At 69.9% G+C, this 19,513-nt stretch carries 15 protein-coding genes; 11 read left to right on the top strand and 4 right to left on the bottom strand.

Annotated elements, in window-relative coordinates:
* Positions 1–128: 128 nt before the first annotated feature.
* The 3 genes from G127AT_RS03615 (at position 129) to G127AT_RS16230 (ending at position 5,993) form a co-directional block, all read left to right on the top strand.
* A complete protein-coding gene (locus tag G127AT_RS03615) occupies positions 129–4,769 on the top strand; it encodes a VWA domain-containing protein (RefSeq protein ID WP_210899944.1) in 4,641 nt (1,546 codons plus the stop codon).
* A 167-nt stretch (positions 4,770–4,936) separates the two neighbouring features.
* On the top strand, positions 4,937–5,770 hold the full coding sequence (locus tag G127AT_RS03610; protein WP_210899941.1) for a mycofactocin-coupled SDR family oxidoreductase: 834 nt from the start codon (positions 4,937–4,939) through the stop codon (positions 5,768–5,770).
* A 37-nt stretch (positions 5,771–5,807) separates the two neighbouring features.
* Complete coding sequence (locus tag G127AT_RS16230) at positions 5,808–5,993, top strand: SDR family oxidoreductase (RefSeq protein WP_210899937.1); 186 nt, start codon at positions 5,808–5,810, stop codon at positions 5,991–5,993.
* Positions 5,994–6,197: 204 nt separating this feature from the next.
* Here G127AT_RS16230 and G127AT_RS03600 read toward each other — a convergent pair whose 3' ends face one another.
* The 4 genes from G127AT_RS03600 to sdhC are packed head-to-tail and all read right to left on the bottom strand — an operon-like array spanning position 6,198 to position 9,639.
* A complete protein-coding gene (locus G127AT_RS03600; protein ID WP_210899934.1) occupies positions 6,198–6,956 on the bottom strand; it encodes a succinate dehydrogenase iron-sulfur subunit in 759 nt (252 codons plus the stop codon).
* A 1-nt stretch (position 6,957) separates the two neighbouring features.
* Positions 6,958–8,754 carry a succinate dehydrogenase flavoprotein subunit gene (gene sdhA, locus G127AT_RS03595; RefSeq protein ID WP_210899931.1) on the bottom strand — a complete coding sequence of 599 codons (1,797 nt, stop codon included), beginning with the start codon at positions 8,752–8,754 and terminating at the stop codon, positions 6,958–6,960.
* A gap of 7 nt (positions 8,755–8,761) precedes the next feature.
* The gene (locus G127AT_RS03590) at positions 8,762–9,205 is read right to left on the bottom strand and encodes a succinate dehydrogenase hydrophobic membrane anchor subunit (protein ID WP_210899929.1); all 444 of its coding nucleotides are present in this window, start codon (positions 9,203–9,205) and stop codon (positions 8,762–8,764) included.
* An 11-nt stretch (positions 9,206–9,216) separates the two neighbouring features.
* Positions 9,217–9,639, bottom strand: coding sequence for a succinate dehydrogenase, cytochrome b556 subunit (gene sdhC, locus G127AT_RS03585; RefSeq protein ID WP_210899926.1), 423 nt, complete (start codon positions 9,637–9,639; stop codon positions 9,217–9,219).
* Between the two features lie 205 nt (positions 9,640–9,844).
* Between sdhC and G127AT_RS03580 the strand changes: the two genes are divergently transcribed.
* The 8 genes from G127AT_RS03580 (at position 9,845) to G127AT_RS03545 (ending at position 19,448) form a co-directional block, all read left to right on the top strand.
* On the top strand, positions 9,845–10,963 hold the full coding sequence (locus G127AT_RS03580) for a mannose-1-phosphate guanylyltransferase (RefSeq protein WP_210899920.1): 1,119 nt from the start codon (positions 9,845–9,847) through the stop codon (positions 10,961–10,963).
* Positions 10,964–10,994: 31 nt separating this feature from the next.
* Positions 10,995–12,062 (top strand): BMP family lipoprotein, encoded by a 1,068-nt coding sequence (locus tag G127AT_RS03575; protein ID WP_244857719.1) that lies wholly within the window; start codon positions 10,995–10,997, stop codon positions 12,060–12,062.
* A gap of 207 nt (positions 12,063–12,269) precedes the next feature.
* Positions 12,270–13,361 (top strand): BMP family lipoprotein, encoded by a 1,092-nt coding sequence (locus G127AT_RS03570; protein WP_244857718.1) that lies wholly within the window; start codon positions 12,270–12,272, stop codon positions 13,359–13,361.
* Positions 13,362–13,524: 163 nt separating this feature from the next.
* A complete protein-coding gene (locus G127AT_RS03565; protein WP_210899917.1) occupies positions 13,525–15,039 on the top strand; it encodes an ABC transporter ATP-binding protein in 1,515 nt (504 codons plus the stop codon).
* Positions 15,036–16,424: an ABC transporter permease gene (locus G127AT_RS03560; RefSeq protein ID WP_210899914.1), complete on the top strand. Its 1,389-nt coding sequence runs from the start codon at positions 15,036–15,038 to the stop codon at positions 16,422–16,424. Before G127AT_RS03565 ends, G127AT_RS03560 begins: the two co-directional genes overlap by 4 nt.
* Positions 16,421–17,734 (top strand): ABC transporter permease, encoded by a 1,314-nt coding sequence (locus tag G127AT_RS03555; protein ID WP_210899911.1) that lies wholly within the window; start codon positions 16,421–16,423, stop codon positions 17,732–17,734. Before G127AT_RS03560 ends, G127AT_RS03555 begins: the two co-directional genes overlap by 4 nt.
* Positions 17,735–17,748: 14 nt before the next feature.
* Positions 17,749–18,156, top strand: coding sequence for a cytidine deaminase (locus G127AT_RS03550; protein WP_210899907.1), 408 nt, complete (start codon positions 17,749–17,751; stop codon positions 18,154–18,156).
* Positions 18,153–19,448 (top strand): thymidine phosphorylase, encoded by a 1,296-nt coding sequence (locus tag G127AT_RS03545; protein WP_210899903.1) that lies wholly within the window; start codon positions 18,153–18,155, stop codon positions 19,446–19,448. The genes G127AT_RS03550 and G127AT_RS03545 overlap by 4 nt, the downstream gene beginning before the upstream one ends.
* The last annotated feature ends 65 nt before the right edge of the window (positions 19,449–19,513 follow it).

The raw sequence follows: 19,513 nt of genomic DNA, 5'->3' as shown, positions 1-19,513 counted from the left end.
GGCCCGGGCCGTTCCGTGTCTCCGGTCGCCTCTCCCGCCGACGGCCCTCGCGTGTCAGGGCTGACACGACAGCCACTGTGCTGCTAGGGTCGGCGTAGCCCGCTGGGCGCCAACCGAGGACCACGGGCATGACTGGGGGAGTCATGGCGATCGTTCGATCTCGTACCCGGCGCTGGCGTCTCACGGCCTCGCTGGTAGCAGTCGGCGGCCTGCTCGCCGGCGCATTCGTCGCGTCGCCGGTTGCGGCACCACCCGCCGCCGCAGTACCCGGCCCGGGCGAGGGTGCGCCCACACCGAGGGCCGCGAACCTGACGATCAAGGTCGGCGGCGATCGCGAGGGCGCTGAGAGCATCGCACCGCTCAGCGGCGTGTCGGCCGACGTCTACGCGGTGGATACGACGGGAGAGATCACGGGCGGCGTGGTGGCCAGCTGCACGACGGGTGACGACGGCATGTGCAACGTGAATGTGCCGGCGAGATCGCTCGTGAGCGGCCCTGCCTACAACCGTGTCTATCACGGGTATGTGGTCGTGCCGACAGCCGTGCCGGACGGATATCGCCTGCTGCCCTCCCTGACGACATCGGCGGGCGGGACGGCGCCGTTCGCCTACCAGACCGGCGGAGTCATCGACGGTCAGGCGTACACCATCCCGATCAATACCGCGGCCGGAAACAACCGAGGGCAGTTGAGCTCCGGAACGGCGATGCCCGCGGCGAGGGACAATCCCCAGCTCGAGGCACGGTGCGGACTGAACGTCGCCCTGCTCGTCGACCTGTCGACCTCGGTCGGACAAGGAGGGCTCGCATACCTGAAGTCCGCGGCGACCGCATACGTCAATGTCCTGACCGGCACACCGTCTCGCGTCGCGATCACCACCTTCGGGCGGGTATCTCCTTCGCCGGGCACCGGGAACCAGAATCTCGGGCTCACGTCCGTCTCGACGGCCTCCGGGGTGTCGACCGTCCTCCAGAAGATCAACGGGTTGACGGTGCCGGACAACAACGGAACGAACTGGGACGCCGGAATCCGTGCGGTGAACGCCATGGCCGGCCAGGGGCTCGATCTGGCGATCATGCTCACGGACGGGATGCCCACCCTCTACGGGCTGGACGGAGACGGTGCCGGCAACCTGACGAGGTACATCGAACTCGAGCATGCAATCGCCTCCGCCAACCAGTTGAAGGCCGCAGGAGTCAAGATCCAGGCGGTCGGCATCGGAGACGGACTCTCGGGAGACCCCGCGAACAAGCAGGCGATCTCCGGGCCGGTCGAGAACGACGACTGGTTCCAGGTCCCCGACTACAGTGAGCTCGCGGCGTTCCTCCAAGAACTCGCCGCGTCCGGGTGCTCGAGCACCGTGAACGTCACGAAATCCGTCATCCCTCTCGGTGGTGGAGACCCGGTCCCCGCGTCGGGATGGACGGTGTCCGCCGATACCTCGCCGGATCCGATCGTGCGACCGGCCGACTCCGAGGGGCCGTTCGAGACGTCGGCATCGGTGCAGACCGGAGCGACGGGAGTCGGAAGCTTCGAGCTCGACCTGCAGCCGGCAGCCACCCACTCGGTGACGATCCGCGAGTCGCTCACCTCGAACTTCGAACTCGTCGAGCAGGAAGGCGACCATGCCCGGTGCATCGACACGATGGCTCCGGACGTGGCGTTGCCGATCGTGAACATCGACGACGATCCCGAGGCGCCCGGGTTCACCGTGCTGGCGCAGGAGGGGCGGACGATCTCGTGCGAGATCATCAATCAGGCCCTGGTCGACACGGCGCAGCTGCGCGTGGACAAAGAGTGGTACTTCGACCTCGATGGCACCGGCGTGTTCGACGGTCCGTACGGCCCGAACGATGCGCTCCCGGTGCCGAACCTCGCGGCGGACCTGCTCATCACGGACGTGGACAGCGGCATCGGCCCGGCGCCCCACTACTTCGGTGAGCTCTACGGAAACCTGGTCGCCGGGGGATCGCTGTGGGTCGATCAGTCCATCGGCGGATTGCCACCGATGTGCACCGTGGAAACGACTCCGGAATTGCCGCAAGAGGTGAACCTTCAATCGACCGGCTCCGGCCCCGAGCCGTATGTGAACAACGTGGTGGTCCAGAACTACGTCACCTGCGTCTCGCAGCTGACCCTCGAGAAACGCCTCGCGAGCTCGACGGAAACCGTTCAGGAGACCGACTGGAACCTCGAGAGCATCGCGCTCGACGGAACGGCCAAGCCCGGGCCGAACGGGACGACCGGCGTGACCTCCGAAGTCACCCACGGAATCCGGTATGCGCTGGCCGAACAGGGGCTGACGCCCGAAACCCAAGAGGATTGGGCGCAGTACTGGAATCCGTCGCTGCCCGGTCAATGGGAACCGGCACGCGAAGCCGGTGCGACCGGCTCCTGGGCGTGCGTGCTCGCAACGCATCTGGACGACGAGGGGAATCCGGAGTGGGGAACGAATGTCTTCGACGGCCGGAACGGCGGTGCGACGGTCGGTGTCGGCCAGTGGGCCAAATGCCGTGCCGAAAACTCTCTGAAACCGCAACTCGAACTGCTCAAGCGCGTTCAGCTGAACGGCGTGGAAGAGGAAGTCGGAATCGAGGCATGGACCCTGCAGGCCGAGTGGACGTCGCCGGTTCAGCCGCACGAGAGCGGGACTCCCTACGTCCCGCCGTTCACGCAGGACACCCTGTCGGGCTCGGGAGGAGTGGCGAGGCAAAGCGTGCTCCCCGGCTACTTCGAACTCAGTGAGTCGGGTTCCGTGCCCGGATATGAGAACGGAACGGACTGGCGCTGCACCCGGGATGCGGCTCCGGACGATCCGTTCGTTCCGGAGGGCGCTCAGATTTCGCTCACGTTCGGGGAAGGCGCGAGCTGCACGATGGTGAATCGCGCCATCCAGCCGACCCTGCAGCTGTTCAAGGAGGTCGGCGGCGACCCCGAGACGGCTCCGGAGAACTGGACGCTGTCGGCGACCCCGACCGAGACCGTCGATCCGCCGGCGCCCGTGGTGAGCGGGGACGGCGGGACCGAAGCCGTCGAGGTGTACACGAACACCGGATACGCGCTCGACGAGACGCCGATCGACGGCTTCGACGATTCCGGCTTCGAAGCCGGCGAGTGGCAGTGCGTGGACGTATCGACCCCGACGCCGACCCCCGTGGAGATCTCGGAGGACGCCGAGCTCGCGCCGCTCGCGCTGGGCCAGGAGGTGCAGTGCACGATCACGAACGAGGCGATCCCGCCGACCGTGTCGCTCACGAAGGACGTCGTCGGCGACGGATCGCGCACCGCAGACGACTGGGTGCTGAACGCGGTCGGCGACACGAGCGAGGTCAATCCCGCCGGCGAACCGGGCGACATCCCGGCGACCGAGGTCGACGCGCGCGATGAACTCGCCCTGAGCGAGGTGCCCGACGGCTGGGACGACTCGGCGTACGCCCGCGGCGAGTGGGTGTGCGAGATCGTCGACGGCCCCGAAGAGCCGGCGCCGGTCGTGACGCAGGGGGATCCTGGGCAGGCGACGCTCAGCGGCCTCGCGCCCGGGCAGGAGGTCGACTGCGAGATCGTGAACACCGCCGACCGCCCGACGCTCGCGCTCGGAAAGATCGTCACCGGCGACGGCGAGATCGGCGCTGAGGACTGGGTCCTGCAGGGCGAGGGCGACGACGGCACGGTCCTGAACCCCGACGGCGTACCGGGTGAGGTCCCGGCGACCGAGATCGGATACGGGGAAGCATTCGTGCTCTCCGAAGCGCCGATCGAGGGCTTCGACGACTCCGGCTTCGAACGGCTCGGCTGGACCTGCGAGGTCGTCGCGGGCCCGGAGGAGCCGGAGCCCGTGGTCGTGAACGGTCCGGACGGCGAGGCGAGCCTGCAACCCCTCGCGGTCGGCCAGCAGGTGCGCTGCGATGCCGAGAACCGGGCGATCGATCCGCTCGTCACCCTCGTGAAGCACACCGAGGGCGACCTGGCCGGCTCCGCGGACGACTGGGTCATGACCGGTTCGATCGGCGGCGAGACCGTCATCAATCCGCTGGGCAGCCCGGGTGATGTCGCGGAGACGATCGTCCCGGTGCGCGAGGGCTTCGAGCTCGAAGAAGCGGCCGCTCCGGGGTTCGACGAGGCGCACTGGCAGCGGGGCAGCTGGCGGTGCACGCTCGAGGACGGCCCGGGCGAGGCGCCCGCGGTCGAGGATCTCGGCGACGGCTCCGCGAGCGTCGCAGGCCTCGAGCCCGGTCAGGTCGTGCGCTGCGAGATCACCAACGCCGCAGAGCGGCCGACCGTCGCGCTCGGCAAGACGATCGACGGCGGCACCGCGACGGCAGAGGACTGGATCCTCACCGGCGAATCGGACGGCGGTGCGATCAACCCCGACCGCGTGCCCGGCCCCGTCGCCGCGACCGAGATCGACGCATCCGCCGACGTGCTCCTCGCCGAGGCCCCCCGAGAAGGCTTCGACGCGAAGGGCTACGCGCCGTGGGAGTGGACGTGCGAACTCGTGGGCGACAGCCCCGGGCCGGACCCGGAGGTGACCGACCACGGAGCCGGCCGGGCGACGCTCTCCGGCCTCGCCCCCGGCCAGGCGGTGACGTGCACGGTCGTCAACGTGTTCACACCGACCCCGGGGCCGACGCCCGGCCCCACGCCCGGGCCCACCCCGGGTCCGATCCCGTCGACCGGGTTCGACGCGGGCCCGTGGGGAAGCGCCGTGATGCTCCTGCTGCTGGCAGGGCTCGCCGCGCTCGCCGTCGCCCGTCGCCGTCGTCGCGCCTGACCGACCCTTCCATTCGGCACCGAGTGCCATTAGCCTGACAGCAGTGGAACGGCCTCGACGGCGAGGGCGTGGGACGAGACCCGATCAGACAGACCCGACGGCACCGCCTCACCTCTCCGCGCGCCGATGAGCCGTACGGATCAGTGTGCGAGGAAGGTCGCAGAACCATGACAGGTCGTCTCGAAGGCAAGGTCGCATTCATCACAGGCGGAGCGAAGGGGCAGGGACGAAGCCATGCCGTCCGGCTCGCCCAGGAGGGCGCCGACATCATCACCGTCGACATCCTCGGCGACATCCCGACCGCGCCGTACCCGCAGGGCACGGAGGCGGACCTGGCCGAGACGGTCCGGCAGGTCGAGGCCCTCGACCGGCGGATCATCGCCAAGCAGGCCGACGTCCGCGACTACGAGGGACTGAAGGCCGCCCTCGACGAAGGCGTCGCCGCCCTCGGCCGGCTCGACATCGTCAGCGCCAACGCCGGCATCGTCAGCGGGTTCGCCCCGTCCGATCAGCTCGACGAGCAGACCTGGCGCGACATGATCGACATCAACCTCACCGGCGTCTGGCACACCACGAAAGCGGCCACCCCGCACCTGCGGGCGAGCGGCGGCGGATCCATCACCATCACGAGCTCCGTCGTCGCTCTGAAAGCCGCCCAGAACGTCGCCCACTACGTCGCTGCGAAGACCGGCCTCATCGGCCTCATGCGCACCCTCGCGCTCGAACTCGCACCCGATCGCATCCGGGTGAACACCATCCACCCCACCACGGTGAAAACCGACATGACCTTCAACGAGCCGACATACCGCGTCTTCCGCCCCGACCTCGAGAACCCCACCGAGGAAGACTTCATCGAGGCCACGCACGGCCTGAACCCGTACCCGATCAACCTCATCGACCCGGTCGACCTCAGCAACGCGATCGTCTTCCTCGCCTCCGACGAAGCCCGCTACGTCACCGGCATCGAGTTCCCCGTCGACGCCGGCAACGCCATCGGCTGACCCCGGCATCCACCACCCGAAAGACGAAGGAGTCACCATGGGATCACTCGACGGCAAAACGGTCGTCATCACCGGCGGCGGCCGCGGCCAGGGCCGCTCGCACGCCCGCACCCTCGCGGCGGAGGACATCAGCAATGCGATCGCCTGGCTCGTGTCCGACAAGGCGCGCTACGTCACCGGCGTGACGCTGCCGATCGATGCGGGGTACACGACGAAGCACTGAGGGGGCGCGCGCATTCTGGGGTCTCGAGACGGCGCTTCGCGCCTCCTCGACCGGCGGGGGGTCTCGAGACGGCGCTTCGCGCCTCCTCGACCGGCGGGGGGTCTCGAGACGGCGCTTCGCGCCTCCTCGACCGGCGGGGCGGGCGCCGGGGAAACGCGGACGGCCCGGCACGCGAAGCGCGTGCCGGGCCGTTCGGGGCGAAGCTCAGGGCTTGCCGCGCATGATGGCCTGCTTGACCTCGGAGATGGCCTTGGTGACCTCGATGCCGCGGGGGCACGCCTCGGTGCAGTTGAAGGTCGTGCGGCAGCGCCACACGCCCTCCTTGTCGTTCAGGATGTCGAGGCGGACCTTCGCCTCGTCGTCGCGCGAGTCGAAGATGAAGCGGTGCGCGTTCACGATCGCCGCCGGGCCGAAGTACTGGCCGTCGGTCCAGAACACCGGGCACGACGAGGTGCACGCGGCGCACAGGATGCACTTGGTGGTGTCGTCGAAGATCGCGCGCTGCGCGACCGACTGCACGCGCTCCTTGCCGGGCTCCGGCTCGGTCTTGGCCTGCAGGAACGGCTGCACCTCGCGGTAGCTCGCGAAGAACGGCTCCATGTCGACGATGAGGTCCTTCTCGAGGGGCAGGCCCTTGATCGCCTCGACGTAGATCGGCTTGGAGATGTCGAGATCCTTGATCAGGGTCTTGCACGCGAGCCGGTTGCGGCCGTTGATGCGCATCGCGTCGGAGCCGCAGATGCCGTGGGCGCAGGAACGACGGAAGGTCAGCGAGCCGTCCTGCTCCCATTTGATCTTGTGCAGGGCGTCGAGCACGCGGTCGGTGGCGAACATCTCGACGTCGAAGTCCTGCCAGCGGGGCTCCTCGTCGACATCCGGGTCGAAACGCCGGATGATGAACGTCACCGTGAACGGGGTGATGGCGTCGCTGTCCGCAGGCGCATCGAGAGTGGCGGTGGACACCTCAGTACTTCCTCTCCATCGGCTGGTAGCGGGTGATGACGACCGGTTTCCAATCCAGGCGGATGTGGTCGGCCGCATCGCTCGAGTGCGCGTCGCCCGACAGGTAGGCCATCGTGTGCTTCATGTAGTTCTCGTCGTCGCGCTTCGGGAAGTCGTCGCGCATGTGCCCGCCGCGGCTCTCCTTGCGGTTGCGGGCGGAGTAGACGACGACCTCGGCGAGGTCGAGGAGGAAGCCGAGCTCGATGGCCTCGAGCAGGTCGGTGTTGAACCGCTTGCCCTTGTCCTGCACGGCGACGTTCTTGTACCGCTCGCGGAGGCCGGCGATGACGCCGGTGACGTGCTCGAGCGACTCGTCGGTGCGGAACACCTGGGCGTTCTTGTCCATCTCGTCCTGCAGCTCCTTGCGGAGCACGGCGACGCGCTCGGTGCCGTCGGAGTCGTGCATGTCGGCGATGAGGCCGCGGACGAAGGCAGCCGGGTCGTCGGGCAGCGGCGTGAACTCGGCCGTCTGCACGTACTCGACGGCGTTGTTGCCGGCACGCTTGCCGAAGACGTTGATGTCGAGCAGCGAGTTCGTGCCGAGACGGTTCGAGCCGTGCACCGAGACGCAGGCGCACTCGCCGGCGGCGTAGAGGCCGGGCACGACGGTCTGGTTGTCGGAGAGCACCTCGGCGTCGTTGTTCGTCGGGATGCCGCCCATCGCGTAGTGGGCGGTCGGCATGACCGGCACGGGCTCGACGACGGGGTCGACGCCGAGGTAGGTGCGGGCGAATTCGGTGATGTCGGGGAGCTTGGTCTCCAGCACCTCGGCGCCCAGGTGCGTGCAGTCGAGGAGCACGTAGTCCTTGTGCGGGCCGGCGCCGCGGCCCTCGGCCACTTCCTGCACCATGCAGCGGGCGACGATGTCGCGGGGCGCGAGGTCCTTGATGGTGGGGGCGTAGCGTTCCATGAACCGCTCGCCCGAGGCGTTGCGGAGGATCGCGCCTTCGCCGCGGGCGCCCTCGGTGAGGAGGATGCCGAGGCCGGCGAGGCCGGTCGGGTGGAACTGGAAGAACTCCATGTCCTCCAGCGGCAGGCCCTTGCGCCAGACGATGCCGACGCCGTCACCCGTGAGGGTGTGGGCGTTGGAGGTCGTCTTGAAGATCTTGCCGAAGCCGCCGGTGGCGAAGATGACGGCCTTGGCCTGGAAGACGTGGATCTCGCCGGTCGCGAGTTCGTAGGCGACGACGCCGGCGGGCTTGCCGTCGTTCATCACGAGGTCGAGCGCGTAGTACTCGTTGTAGAACTCGACGCCGAGCTTGACGCAGTTCTGGAAGAGCGTCTGCAGGATCATGTGGCCCGTGCGGTCGGCCGCGTAGCAGGCGCGGCGCACCGGCGCCTTGCCGTGGTCGCGGGTGTGACCGCCGAAGCGCCGCTGGTCGATCTTGCCCTCGGGGGTGCGGTTGAAGGGCAGGCCCATGTTCTCGAGGTCGATGACCGCGTCGATGGCCTCCTTCGCGAGGATCTCGGCGGCATCCTGGTCGACGAGGTAGTCGCCGCCCTTGATGGTGTCGAAGGTGTGCCACTCCCAGCTGTCCTCTTCGACGTTGGCGAGGGCCGCGGCCATGCCGCCCTGCGCGGCGCCCGTGTGCGAGCGCGTCGGGTAGAGCTTGGAGATGACGGCGGTCTTGGCGCCGGGGGCTGCCTCGATGGCCGCGCGCATGCCTGCGCCGCCGGCGCCGACGATGACGATGTCGTACTGGTGGTAGTGCACGCCGTCGACGACCTTGGTCTCGGCGTGGGTGGTTTCGGCAGTCACGGGTCTCCTAGTTCGCCGAGCAGAAGGACGGAAGCAGCTCGAGCGGCGCGTTCGCCGGGCAGGGCTCGAAGGTGAAGACGACGAGCGTTCCGAGGATGATGAGGGCTGCGGCCACGACGAAGAGGGCGCCCTTCAGCACCTTCTGCGCCGTCCCGGGCTTCGTGTAGTCGTTGACGAGCGTGCGCATGCCGTTCGAGCCGTGGATGAGGGCGAGCCACAGCATGAGCACGTCCCACCACTGCCAGAACGGCGAGGCCCACTTGCCGCCGACGAAGCCGAAGTCGATGGCCTTCACGCCGTCGCCGACCATGAGGTTGACGAAGAGGTGGCCGAAGATGAGCACGACGAGCACGACGCCCGAGACGCGCATGTAGATCCAGCCCCACTTCTCCCAGTTGGTGCGGCGGGCCGTGGCCGGGCGGGGGGTACGGGGCGCTTCGATGACAGACATTCCCACGCTCCTTAGTGGCTGAAGACGTTGATCAGGTGCCGGGGCACGAATCCGAGCATCGTGACGACCCAGAGGGCGATCACGATCCAGAAGAGGAGCTTCTGGTGGCGCGTGGCCCAGGCCCAGAAGTCGACGAGGATGATGCGCAGGCCGTTGAAGGCGTGGAAGGCGATCGCGCCGACGAGGGCGACCTCGCCGAGGCCCATGATCGGCGTCTGGTAGGTGCCGATGACCGCGTTGTACGCCTCCGGGCTCACCCGCACGAGCGCCGTGTCGAGGATGTGCACGAGCAGGAAGAAGAAGATCGCGACTCCGGTGATCCGGTGGAGGACCCACGACCACATGCCCTCGTTGCCGCGATACAGCGTGCCGCCCGGCTTCTGCTTCTTCGCCGTCTGGGGTGAGGTCGGGGTCCCTGCCGTCGTTGCTGGCATGGACAACCCTCCTGGTTGTGTGGGATCGCCCTCTGCCGGAGGGCACGACGAGCATCCGCTCGATGCCGCAAGTCTAGTCCCGAGGGACTTGGCGCGCCGTTTAGGGCACCCTAACTGTCTCGACGTCGAGAGAAATACGGGGCGGGTGGATGCCGTGGCGCACGCGCACAGGGCGCATGTCGGCATCCATCGCTATCCTCGGGGCATGCCTACCTCGCCCCTCGACCGCTTCACCGCGATCATCCCCGCCGGCGGCGTCGGCTCGCGCCTGTGGCCGCTCTCGCGTGCGGACGCGCCGAAGTTCCTGCACGATCTCACCGGTTCGGGGCAGACCCTGCTCCGCGACACCTGGGAGCGGCTCGTGCCGCTGGCCGGCGAGGATCGGATCATGGTCGTCACCGGCCGCGCGCACCGTGCGGCGGTCGAGGCGCAGCTGCCGGCGCTGACGGACGCGAACATCGTGCTGGAGAGCGAGCCGCGCGATTCGACGGCTGCGATCGGCCTGGCAGCGGCGATCCTCGAGCGGCGCGAGCCCGGCGTCGTCATCGGCTCCTTCGCCGCCGATCACGTGATCTCGGGCGACGAGCTGTTCCAGCGTGCGGTGAAGGACGCGGTGGCTGCGGCGGATGCCGGGTACATCGCGACCATCGGCATCACCCCGACCGAGCCGGCCGTCGGCTTCGGCTACATCCACTGCGGCGAGGTCGTCGACGTTCCCGGCGCGCACGAGGTGCAGGCGGTGCGGAGCTTCGTCGAGAAGCCGGACCTCGCGACCGCCAAGCGCTACCTCGACGACGGCGACTACCTCTGGAACGCGGGCATGTTCATCGCGCGCGCCGACCGCTTGCTCGAGGAGATCGCGCGCACGAAGCCCGAGCTGCACGCCGGCCTCGTCGAGCTCGCCGAGGCGTGGGACGATCCGTCCACGCGCGGGCCGGCGGTCGATCGCATCTGGCCGAAGCTCGAGAAGATCGCGATCGACTACTCGGTCGCCGAGCCGGCCGCGGCCGAGGGGCGCCTCGCGGTCGTCCGCGGGCATTTCCAGTGGGACGACGTGGGCGACTTCGCCTCGCTCGCCAAGCTCAACCAGGCGGGCCGCTCGGGCGAGCTGGCGATCCTCGGGGAGCATGCGCGGGTGCTCGCCGACCAGGCCTCCGGCATCGTCGTGAGCCGTTCGAAGCGGGTCATCAGCCTGATCGGCGTGCAGGATATCGTGGTCGTGGACACGCCGGACGCCCTGCTCGTCACGACGAGCGAGCACGCCCAGCGGGTCAAAGCGGTCGTCGACGCCCTGCGGCTCGGCGGGTCGAGCGACGTCTTGTGAGTCGTCCGCGTCGCGGGCGGGGGAGTGGGCGATGATGATGCGACGGATCGGCGGCCTCGCGGCCGCGGCGGCGGTGCTGCTGGCCCTCACGGGCTGCGGGCAGCCGGAGGACGGCGGGCTGAAGGCCACCGGGCCGGCGGAGTGCGTGCGCATGGTCACGAACTCCGGCGGGCTCGAGGACCGCTCCTTCAACCAGTCGAGCTGGGAGGGCCTGCAGCAGGCCGAGGACGAATTCGGGGTGGATGCCGAGGCGCTCGTCTCGACGGCGGAGACCGATCTCGAGCCGAACGTGCGCCAGGCCGTCGACTCGGGCTGCGGGCTCGTCGTGACGGTCGGCTGGGAGCTCGCCGAGGCCACGCTCGAACACGCGGCGGAGAACCCCGAGGTCTCCTTCGCGATTGTCGACGAGGTCGTCGAAGCCGATAACGTCAAGCCCGTCGTCTTCGACACGGCCCAGGCGGCGTTCCTCGCCGGCTATCTCGCCGCCGGCGTTTCGAAGACGGGTATCGTCGCGACCTTCGGCGGCGGCAACCAGCCGCCGGTGACGCTGTTCATGGACGGCTTCGCCGACGGCGTCGACGCGTACAACGAGGCGCACGGCGCCGCCGTCAAGCTCCTCGGCTGGAGCAAGGAGAAGCAGGACGGCGCGTTCACGGGCGACTTCGAGGACATCAACAAGGGGCGGGTCACCGCCGAGGGTCTGCTCGATCAAGGGGCCGACGTCGTCATGCCCGTGGCCGGGCAGGTCGGCGAGGGTGCGGCGGCCGCGGTCGCCGAGCGGGGCGGATCCGCCTCCCTCATCTGGGTCGACAACGACGGCTACGAGACCCTGCCGGCCGAGTACCGCCCGACGCTGCTCACGAGCGTCATGAAGAAGACGCAGGATGCGATGGTCGAGATCGTCGGGGAGGTGCTGGGCGGCGGCTTCGACGCGGAGCCCTACATCGGAACGCTCGACAACGGCGGCGTCGACATCGCCCCGTACCACGAGCGGGAGTCCCTGGTGCCGGCCGAGCTGGACGCCGAGATCCAGGCGCTGCGCGAGCGGATCGTCTCGGGCGATCTCGTCGTCGAGAGCCCCAGCACGCCGGGGGCCTGAGCGGCAACGCGGCATCGATCGGGCCCCGCGCGCGGGCCGGTTCAGGCGGGGTGCGGATGCCGATCCGCGCTGCTCATATGAGCACAACGTTTCAGATCGGTAACCTCTGCCGCCCGGGGTCGCGGCGAGCGAGACACGAGGCGCAACTCCCCGTAATCTGGCGGTATCCGGCCCCCTTCCCCGTGGGCCACCGTTCTGGAGGTCATTGTGACGATCACGTTCCGGAGGGCTGCGCTCGGCGGCCTGGCCATGCTCGGCATCGCGACGCTCGTCGCGGGTTGCGCGAGCGCACCCGAAGAAGACGGCGAGGCCGGCGGCGAGAAGCTCGACTTCCTGCCCTGCATGGTCTCGGACGCGGGCGGCTTCGACGACAAGTCGTTCAACCAGCTCGGCTTCGAGGGCTTGCAGGCCGCCGCCGAGGAGCTCGGTGTGGAGTACAAGGAGGTCGAGTCGCAGGCCGAGACCGACTACGCCTCGAACATCAACGGCCTCGTCGACCAGGGCTGCAACGCGATCGTCTCGGTCGGCTTCCTGCTCGCACCCGCCGCCCTCGAGGCCGCGCAGGCCAACCCCGACATCGACTTCATCTCGATCGATGACCCGATCGACCAGGACGGCGACGGAGAGACCGACGCCGAGAACATCAAGCCGATCATCTTCGACACCGCCCAGGCCGCGTTCCTGGCCGGCTACCTCTCGGCGGGCGTCACGAAGACGGGCGCCGTCGGCACCTTCGGCGGGGCGAACATCCCCACCGTGTCGATCTTCATGGACGGCTTCAAGCAGGGCGTCGACCACTACAACGAGGAGAACGGCACCCAGGTCAAGGTCCTCGGCTGGGACGGCACGGACGGCTCGTTCACCGGCGGCTTCGAGGCCAACGACACCGCGCGGCAGATCGCCCAGGGCCTCATCGACCAGAACATCGACGTGCTGCTGCCCGTCGGCGGCCCGATCTACCAGTCGGCCGCGGCGGCCATCGAGGACTCGGGGCGCGAGATCGCCCTTATCGGCGTCGATGCCGACGTCTTCGAGACCGACCCGAGCGTCGGCCCGCTCCTCCTGACCTCCATCCGCAAGGGCATGGACGTCGGCGTGCACGAGGCGATCGTCGAGGCCGGCAACGGCGAGTTCGACCCGACCCCCTTCATCGGCACGCTCGAGAACGAGGGCGTCGGCCTCGCCCCGTTCCACGACTGGGAGAGCAAGGTCCCGGCCGAGCTCGCGGACAAGCTCGACGAGCTGCGCCAGGCGATCATCGACGGCGACATCGCCGTCGAGTCCTACCTCGCCGGCTGATCCGGTCTCCGACGTGCGGCGGGGCGCCACCGGCCCCCGCCGCACGTCGATTCCGCCGCCGCACGCGCCCGCCGCGCCGCCGGCCCGCGCGCGCCGCGACCCCGCCCCCGCGCATCCGAGCACGAACCGCTGCGGATGCCGCCCCGTCACTAGGATCGGTCCCATGAAGCTCGAGCTCCGCGGCATCACGAAGACGTTCGGTGCCCTGGTCGCGAACGACCACATCGACCTCACCGTGAATCCGGGCGAGATCCACTGCCTGCTCGGCGAGAACGGAGCCGGCAAGTCGACCCTCATGAACGTGCTCTACGGCCTCTACCAGGCCGACGGCGGCGAGATCCTGCTCGACGACGCCGTGCAGCACTTCGCCGGCCCGGGCGACGCGATGGCCGCCGGGATCGGCATGGTGCACCAGCACTTCATGCTCGTGCCGGTCTTCACCGTCGCCGAGAACGTCATGCTCGGGCACGAGCCCACCCGCTTCGGCGGCGCCCTCGACCTGAAGACCGCGCGCGCACGCGTCCGCGAGATCAGCGAGCGCTTCGGCTTCGACGTCGACCCCGACGCGGTCGTCGACGACCTGCCCGTCGGCGTGCAGCAGCGCGTGGAGATCATCAAGGCGCTCTCGCGCGACGCGAAGGTGCTCGTCTTCGACGAGCCGACCGCCGTGCTCACCCCGCAGGAGACCGACGAGCTCATGGCGATCATGCGGGAGCTGCGGGACGCCGGCACCGCGATCGTCTTCATCACCCACAAGCTCCGCGAGGTGCGCGAGGTCGCCGACCGCATCACCGTGCTCCGGCTCGGCAAGGTCGTCGGCGAGGCCGAGCCCACCGCGACGAACGCCGAGCTCGCCTCGCTCATGGTCGGCCGCGCCGTCGAGCTCACCGTGCAGAAGGAGCCGCCGAGCCTCGGCGAGGAGGCCCTCGTCGTCGACGGCCTCACCGTCGTCGACCCCGGCGGCCAGCTCGTCGTCAACGACGTGTCTTTCACCGTGCGCCGCGGCGAGATCCTCGCCGTCGCCGGCGTGCAGGGCAACGGCCAGACCGAGCTCACCGAGGCGCTCGTCGGCCTCCGGCCGAGGGTCACCGGCTCCGTCCGCCTCGACGGCACCGAGCTCGTCGGCAAGAGCGTGCGCCGCATCCTCGACGCCGGCGTCGGCTTCGTGCCCGAAGACCGAACCGAGGACGGCCTCGTCGGCGAGTTCACCATCGCCGAGAACCTCATGCTCGACCGCTCCGACGGGCCGCCGTTCGTGAAGGGCGGCAACCTGCAGCTGGCCGAGCTCGCCCGCTTCGCCGAGGAGAAGGTCGCCGAGTTCGACGTGCGCACGCCCTCGGCCGAGACCCGCGTCGGCCGCCTCTCCGGCGGCAACCAGCAGAAGGTCGTGCTCGCCCGCGAGCTCAGCCGCGAACTCCGCCTGCTCGTCGCCGCGCAGCCGACCCGTGGCGTCGACGTCGGCTCCATCGAGTTCATCCACAAGCGCATCGTCGCCACGCGCGACGAGGGGGTGCCCGTCGTCGTGGTCTCGACCGAGCTCGACGAGGTCGCCGCCCTCGCCGACCGCATCATGGTCATGTACCGGGGCCGCGTCGTCGGCATCGTGCCGGGCGACACCCCCCGTGACGTGCTCGGCCTCATGATGGCCGGCGAGACCCCCGAAGGAGCCGCCGCATGAGCGACCCCGAGACGCCGGCGAACCCGGCCGACCCCCTGCGCGTCGATGTCGAACCGGCCGCCGCCTCATCCACTCCGAGCACGGCCGGAGAAGATGCGCGGGATGCCGTGAACGGCCCCGCTCCGGCATCCGCACCCGGCATCGAGCCCGAGGAGCCCTCCCGCTGGTCGCGCGCGTTCCGCGAGATCGTCACGGGCAACGCGATCATCTCGGTGCTCGCGGTCCTCCTCGCGCTCGTCGTCGGCGCCGTGCTCATCGCCGCGACCGACGAACGCGTGCAGGCCGCCGCAGGCTACTTCTTCGCCCGCCCCGGCGACACGCTCCAGGCGATCTGGGATTCGGTCGCCGGCGCATACTCCGCGCTCTTCCAGGGCGCCGTGTACAACTTCCGCCGGCCCGATTTCGCCACCGGCATCCGCTCGCTCACCGAGACGCTCACCTTCGCCACTCCGCTGATCACCGCCGGGCTCGGCGTCGGCCTCGCCTTCCGCGCAGGCATGTTCAACATCGGCGGGCAGGGGCAGATGCTGATGGCCGCCTCGGCCGCCGGTTGGGTCGCCTTCGGCTTCGACCTCCCGCTCGGCGTGCACATGATCGTCGCCGTGCTCGCCGGCATGCTCGCCGCAGCGCTCTGGGCCGGGCTCGCCGGGCTCCTGAAGGCCCGCACCGGCGCGCACGAGGTCATCCTCACCATCATGTTGAACTACGTCGCGTTCTACCTCGTGACGTGGATGCTGCGCACCCCGGGCTTGCTGCAGGCGCCCGGCTCGAACAACCCGAAGACGCCGGCCATGAAAGAGACGGCCGTCTTCCCGGGCCTGAACGACCTGCCGGGCCTCGCCGACGGGCCGAAGTACAACCTGCACTTCGGCTTCATCCTCGCGCTGGCGGCCGTCGTGGTCGTGTGGTGGATCCTCAGCCGCTCGAGCCTCGGCTTCCGCTTCCGGGCGGTCGGCGAGAACCCGAACGCGGCCCGCGTCGCCGGCATCGACGTGCCTCGCGTCTACGTCTACGCCATGCTCATCGCCGGCGCCCTCGTCGGCATGGCCGGCGTCAGCCAGGTGCTCGGCACGGTCACGACCGGCTTCTCGGTCGGCATCGACGCCGGCATCGGCTTCGACGCGATCACCGTCGCGCTGCTCGGGCGCAGCTCGCCCTGGGGGATCCTGGCCGCCGGAATCCTGTTCGGGGCGTTCAAGGCCGGCGGCTTCTCGATGCAGGCCGCCGAGGGCGTGCCGATCGACATCGTGCTCGTCGTGCAGTCGCTCATCGTGCTCTTCATCGCCGCGCCACCCCTCGTGCGGGCGATCTTCCGGCTGCCGGCCCCCGGTTCCGGCCCGCGCCGCCCCAGGCCCATCGTCACCAAGGAGGTGGAGGCGAAATGAGCCGCGACACCCTGCAGGCCCAGGCCGACGCGCCCCTGTCCGAATCGCTCGCGACGACCGTCGTCGTCAGCCGCAAGGCGCCCATCGCATTCGCCGTCATCACGGCGCTCTCGGCGCTGCTCTACGTGCTCGCCCCGCACGACGCCCAGGTGACCTACCGGCTCTCCGGCGGCAACGACGTCATCCAGCTGCCCGAACTCGTCGTGCCCGGGCTGAGCGTCGCCTGGGGCGGCGTCGTGCTGCTGGCCGTCGCGACCGCGTGGGCGTTCGTGCTCGTCGGGCGGCGCCGGCCGGTGCCGCTGTGGCTCACGATCGTCTTCGCCGTCGTCGCGCTCGTGGCCTTCCTCACCTGGGCCGCCGCGGGCGCCTCGACCCCGGTCATCCCGGTGCCCGGGCTCCTCGCCGGATCCCTCAGCCTGTCCGTTCCGCTCATCTACGGGGCGCTTTGCGGTGTGATCTCCGAACGCGTCGGCGTCGTGAACATCGCGATCGAGGGGCAGCTGCTGGCCGGCGCCTTCGCCTCGGCCGTCGTCGCGAGCCTCGTCGGCCAGGCGCTGCTCGGCCAGACCCTCGGCATCATCGCCGCGGCTGCCGCCGGGGTGCTCGTCTCCTTCGTCCTCGCCGCGTTCTCCATCAAGTACTTCGTCGACCAGATCATCGTCGGCGTCGTGCTGAACGTGCTCGTCATCGGCCTCACGAGCTTCCTGTTCTCGCAGGTCCTCGCCCCGAACGCGCAACTGCTCAATCAGCCGCCGCGTCTCGAGCGGATCCCGATCCCGCTGCTGGCCGACATCCCGATCATCGGGCCGACCTTCTTCCGGCAGACGATCATCGTCTACCTCATGTACCTCGCCGTCGCCCTCGTCTACGTCGGGCTCTTCCACACCCGATGGGGCCTGCGCCTGCGCTCCGTCGGCGAGCATCCGCAGGCCGCCGACACCGTCGGCATCAATGTCACCGGCACCCGCTTCTGGAACGTCTCGCTCGCCGGAGCGATCGCCGGCATCGGCGGCGCCTTCTTCACGCTCGGTTCGGTCGGCTCCTTCAACAAGGAGATGACCGCAGGCATGGGCTTCATCGCCCTGGCCGCCGTCATCTTCGGCAAGTGGGATCCGATCCGCGCGACGCTCGCCGCGCTGCTGTTCGGCTTCGCCTCGAACCTGCAGAACACCCTCGGCGTCATCGGCTCGCCCGTGCCGAGCGAGTTCATGCTCATGCTGCCGTACGTCGTGACGATCTTCGCCGTCGCCGGCCTCGTCGGCCGCTCCCGGCCGCCGGCGGCGTCCGGCAAGCCGTACATCACGTCCTGATCGAAGGGGGAACCATGCCGGAGATCGACTGGCCCATGCTCCGCGAACGCGCCCGCGAGGCGATGGCGAAGGCCTACGCGCCCTACTCCGGCTTCCCGGTCGGGGCCGCCGCCCTCGTCGACGACGGCCGCGTCGTGTCGGGGTGCAACATCGAGAACGCCTCGTACGGGGTGACGCTCTGCGCCGAATGCTCGCTCGTGTCGGCGCTCGTGATGTCCGGCGGCGGGCGGCTCGTGGCATTCAGCTGCGTCGACGGGCACGGCGGGGTGCTCATGCCGTGCGGCCGCTGCCGGCAGCTGCTCTTCGAGCACTCGGCCGACGGCATGCTCCTCGAGACCGTCTCCGGCATCCGCACGATCGACGAGGTGCTGCCCGACGCCTTCGGGCCGCGCCAGCTCGCCGACTTCGGGGGCGAGGCATGAGCGTCGAACGGTACGACGTCGTCGACCTCATCCGTACCAAGCGCGACGGCGGGCAGCTCGGCTCGCCCGAGATCGCCTGGCTGGTGGATGCGTACACCCGCGGCTATGTCGGCGACGAGCAGATGGCGGCGCTGGCCATGGCGATCTTCCTGAACGGGATGGATCGGCGCGAGATCCACGATCTGACGCAGGCGATGATCGCTTCGGGGGAGCGGATGGACTTCTCCGCACTGCCCGTGCCGACGGTCGACAAGCACTCCACGGGCGGCGTCGGCGACAAGATCACACTGCCGCTCGTGCCGCTCGTCGCCTGCTTCGGCGTCGCCGTGCCCCAGTTGTCGGGCCGCGGCCTCGGGCACACCGGCGGCACGCTCGACAAGCTGGAGGCGATCCCCGGCTGGCGGGCCGAGCTCTCCAACCCCGAGATGCTCCGGGTGCTCGCCGAGGAGGGCGGCGTCGTTTGCGCCGCCGGCGCCGGCCTCGCGCCCGCCGACAAGAAGCTCTACGCCCTGCGTGACACGACCGGCACGGTCGAGTCGATCCCGCTCATCGCCTCCTCGATCATGTCGAAGAAGATCGCCGAGGGCACCGGGGCGCTCGTGCTCGACGTCAAGTTCGGCTCCGGTGCGTTCCTGCCCGAGATCGAGCGCGGGCGCGAGCTCGCCCGCACGATGGTCGCGCTCGGCCGGGACGCGGGCGTGGCCACGAGCGCCCTGCTCACGAACATGCACGTGCCGCTCGGCCGCGCCGTCGGCAACGCCGTGGAGGTCGCCGAATCGGTCGAGGTGCTCGCCGGCGGCGGGCCGAGCGACGTGCGGGCCCTGACGGTCGCGCTCGCGCGCGAGATGCTCGCCGCCGCCGGCCGTGACGGCGAAGACGTCGTCGCGGCCCTCGACGACGGCCGGGCGATGGATCGCTGGCGCCGCATCGTGCGCGCGCAGGGCGGCGACCCCGACGCGCCGCTGCCCGTCGCGCGCGAACACGAGGTGCTCACGGCCGAACGCGACGGAGTGCTCCTCGCCCAGCCGGCGCTGCCGTACGGCGTCGCCGCCTGGCGGCTCGGCGCGGGCCGTGCGCGCAAGGACGACACCGTGCAGGCGGCCGCCGGCCTCATCCTGCACGCCAAGCCGGGCGACGCGGTGCGTGCCGGGCAGCCGCTCGTGACCCTCGCCACCGACGACGCCGACCGCATCCCGCGCGCCGTGGAGGCGCTCGCCGGCGCCTGGCGGATCGGGAACGCCGGCGAGCCGATCGACGACGGCGGACCGCTCATCGCCGACCGCATCGCCTGACCGGTTCCGCACCGGCCCGCCCGGCGCGACACCGGGTGTTCGCCGGCGATTTCGACGCCGTGTCG

Source organism: Agromyces archimandritae, assembly GCF_018024495.1.
GTDB lineage: Bacteria > Actinomycetota > Actinomycetes > Actinomycetales > Microbacteriaceae > Agromyces > Agromyces archimandritae.
Note: the sequence above shows the minus strand (reverse complement) of the source record. Positions and strands in the feature narration are given on the sequence as shown.

What these genes read in the sequence shown, in the direction of transcription:
- G127AT_RS03615 (WP_210899944.1), top strand. Translation starts at nt 129, where the DNA reads ATGACTGGGGGAGTCATGGCGATCGTTCGATCTCGTACCCGGCGCTGG.
- G127AT_RS03610 (WP_210899941.1), top strand. Translation starts at nt 4,937, where the DNA reads ATGACAGGTCGTCTCGAAGGCAAGGTCGCATTCATCACAGGCGGAGCG.
- G127AT_RS16230 (WP_210899937.1), top strand. Translation starts at nt 5,808, where the DNA reads ATGGGATCACTCGACGGCAAAACGGTCGTCATCACCGGCGGCGGCCGC.
- G127AT_RS03590 (WP_210899929.1), bottom strand. Translation starts at nt 9,205, where the DNA reads ATGTCTGTCATCGAAGCGCCCCGTACCCCCCGCCCGGCCACGGCCCGC.
- sdhC (WP_210899926.1), bottom strand. Translation starts at nt 9,639, where the DNA reads ATGCCAGCAACGACGGCAGGGACCCCGACCTCACCCCAGACGGCGAAG.
- G127AT_RS03580 (WP_210899920.1), top strand. Translation starts at nt 9,845, where the DNA reads ATGCCTACCTCGCCCCTCGACCGCTTCACCGCGATCATCCCCGCCGGC.
- G127AT_RS03575 (WP_244857719.1), top strand. Translation starts at nt 10,995, where the DNA reads ATGATGATGCGACGGATCGGCGGCCTCGCGGCCGCGGCGGCGGTGCTG.
- G127AT_RS03565 (WP_210899917.1), top strand. Translation starts at nt 13,525, where the DNA reads ATGAAGCTCGAGCTCCGCGGCATCACGAAGACGTTCGGTGCCCTGGTC.
- G127AT_RS03560 (WP_210899914.1), top strand. Translation starts at nt 15,036, where the DNA reads ATGAGCGACCCCGAGACGCCGGCGAACCCGGCCGACCCCCTGCGCGTC.
- G127AT_RS03555 (WP_210899911.1), top strand. Translation starts at nt 16,421, where the DNA reads ATGAGCCGCGACACCCTGCAGGCCCAGGCCGACGCGCCCCTGTCCGAA.
- G127AT_RS03550 (WP_210899907.1), top strand. Translation starts at nt 17,749, where the DNA reads ATGCCGGAGATCGACTGGCCCATGCTCCGCGAACGCGCCCGCGAGGCG.
- G127AT_RS03545 (WP_210899903.1), top strand. Translation starts at nt 18,153, where the DNA reads ATGAGCGTCGAACGGTACGACGTCGTCGACCTCATCCGTACCAAGCGC.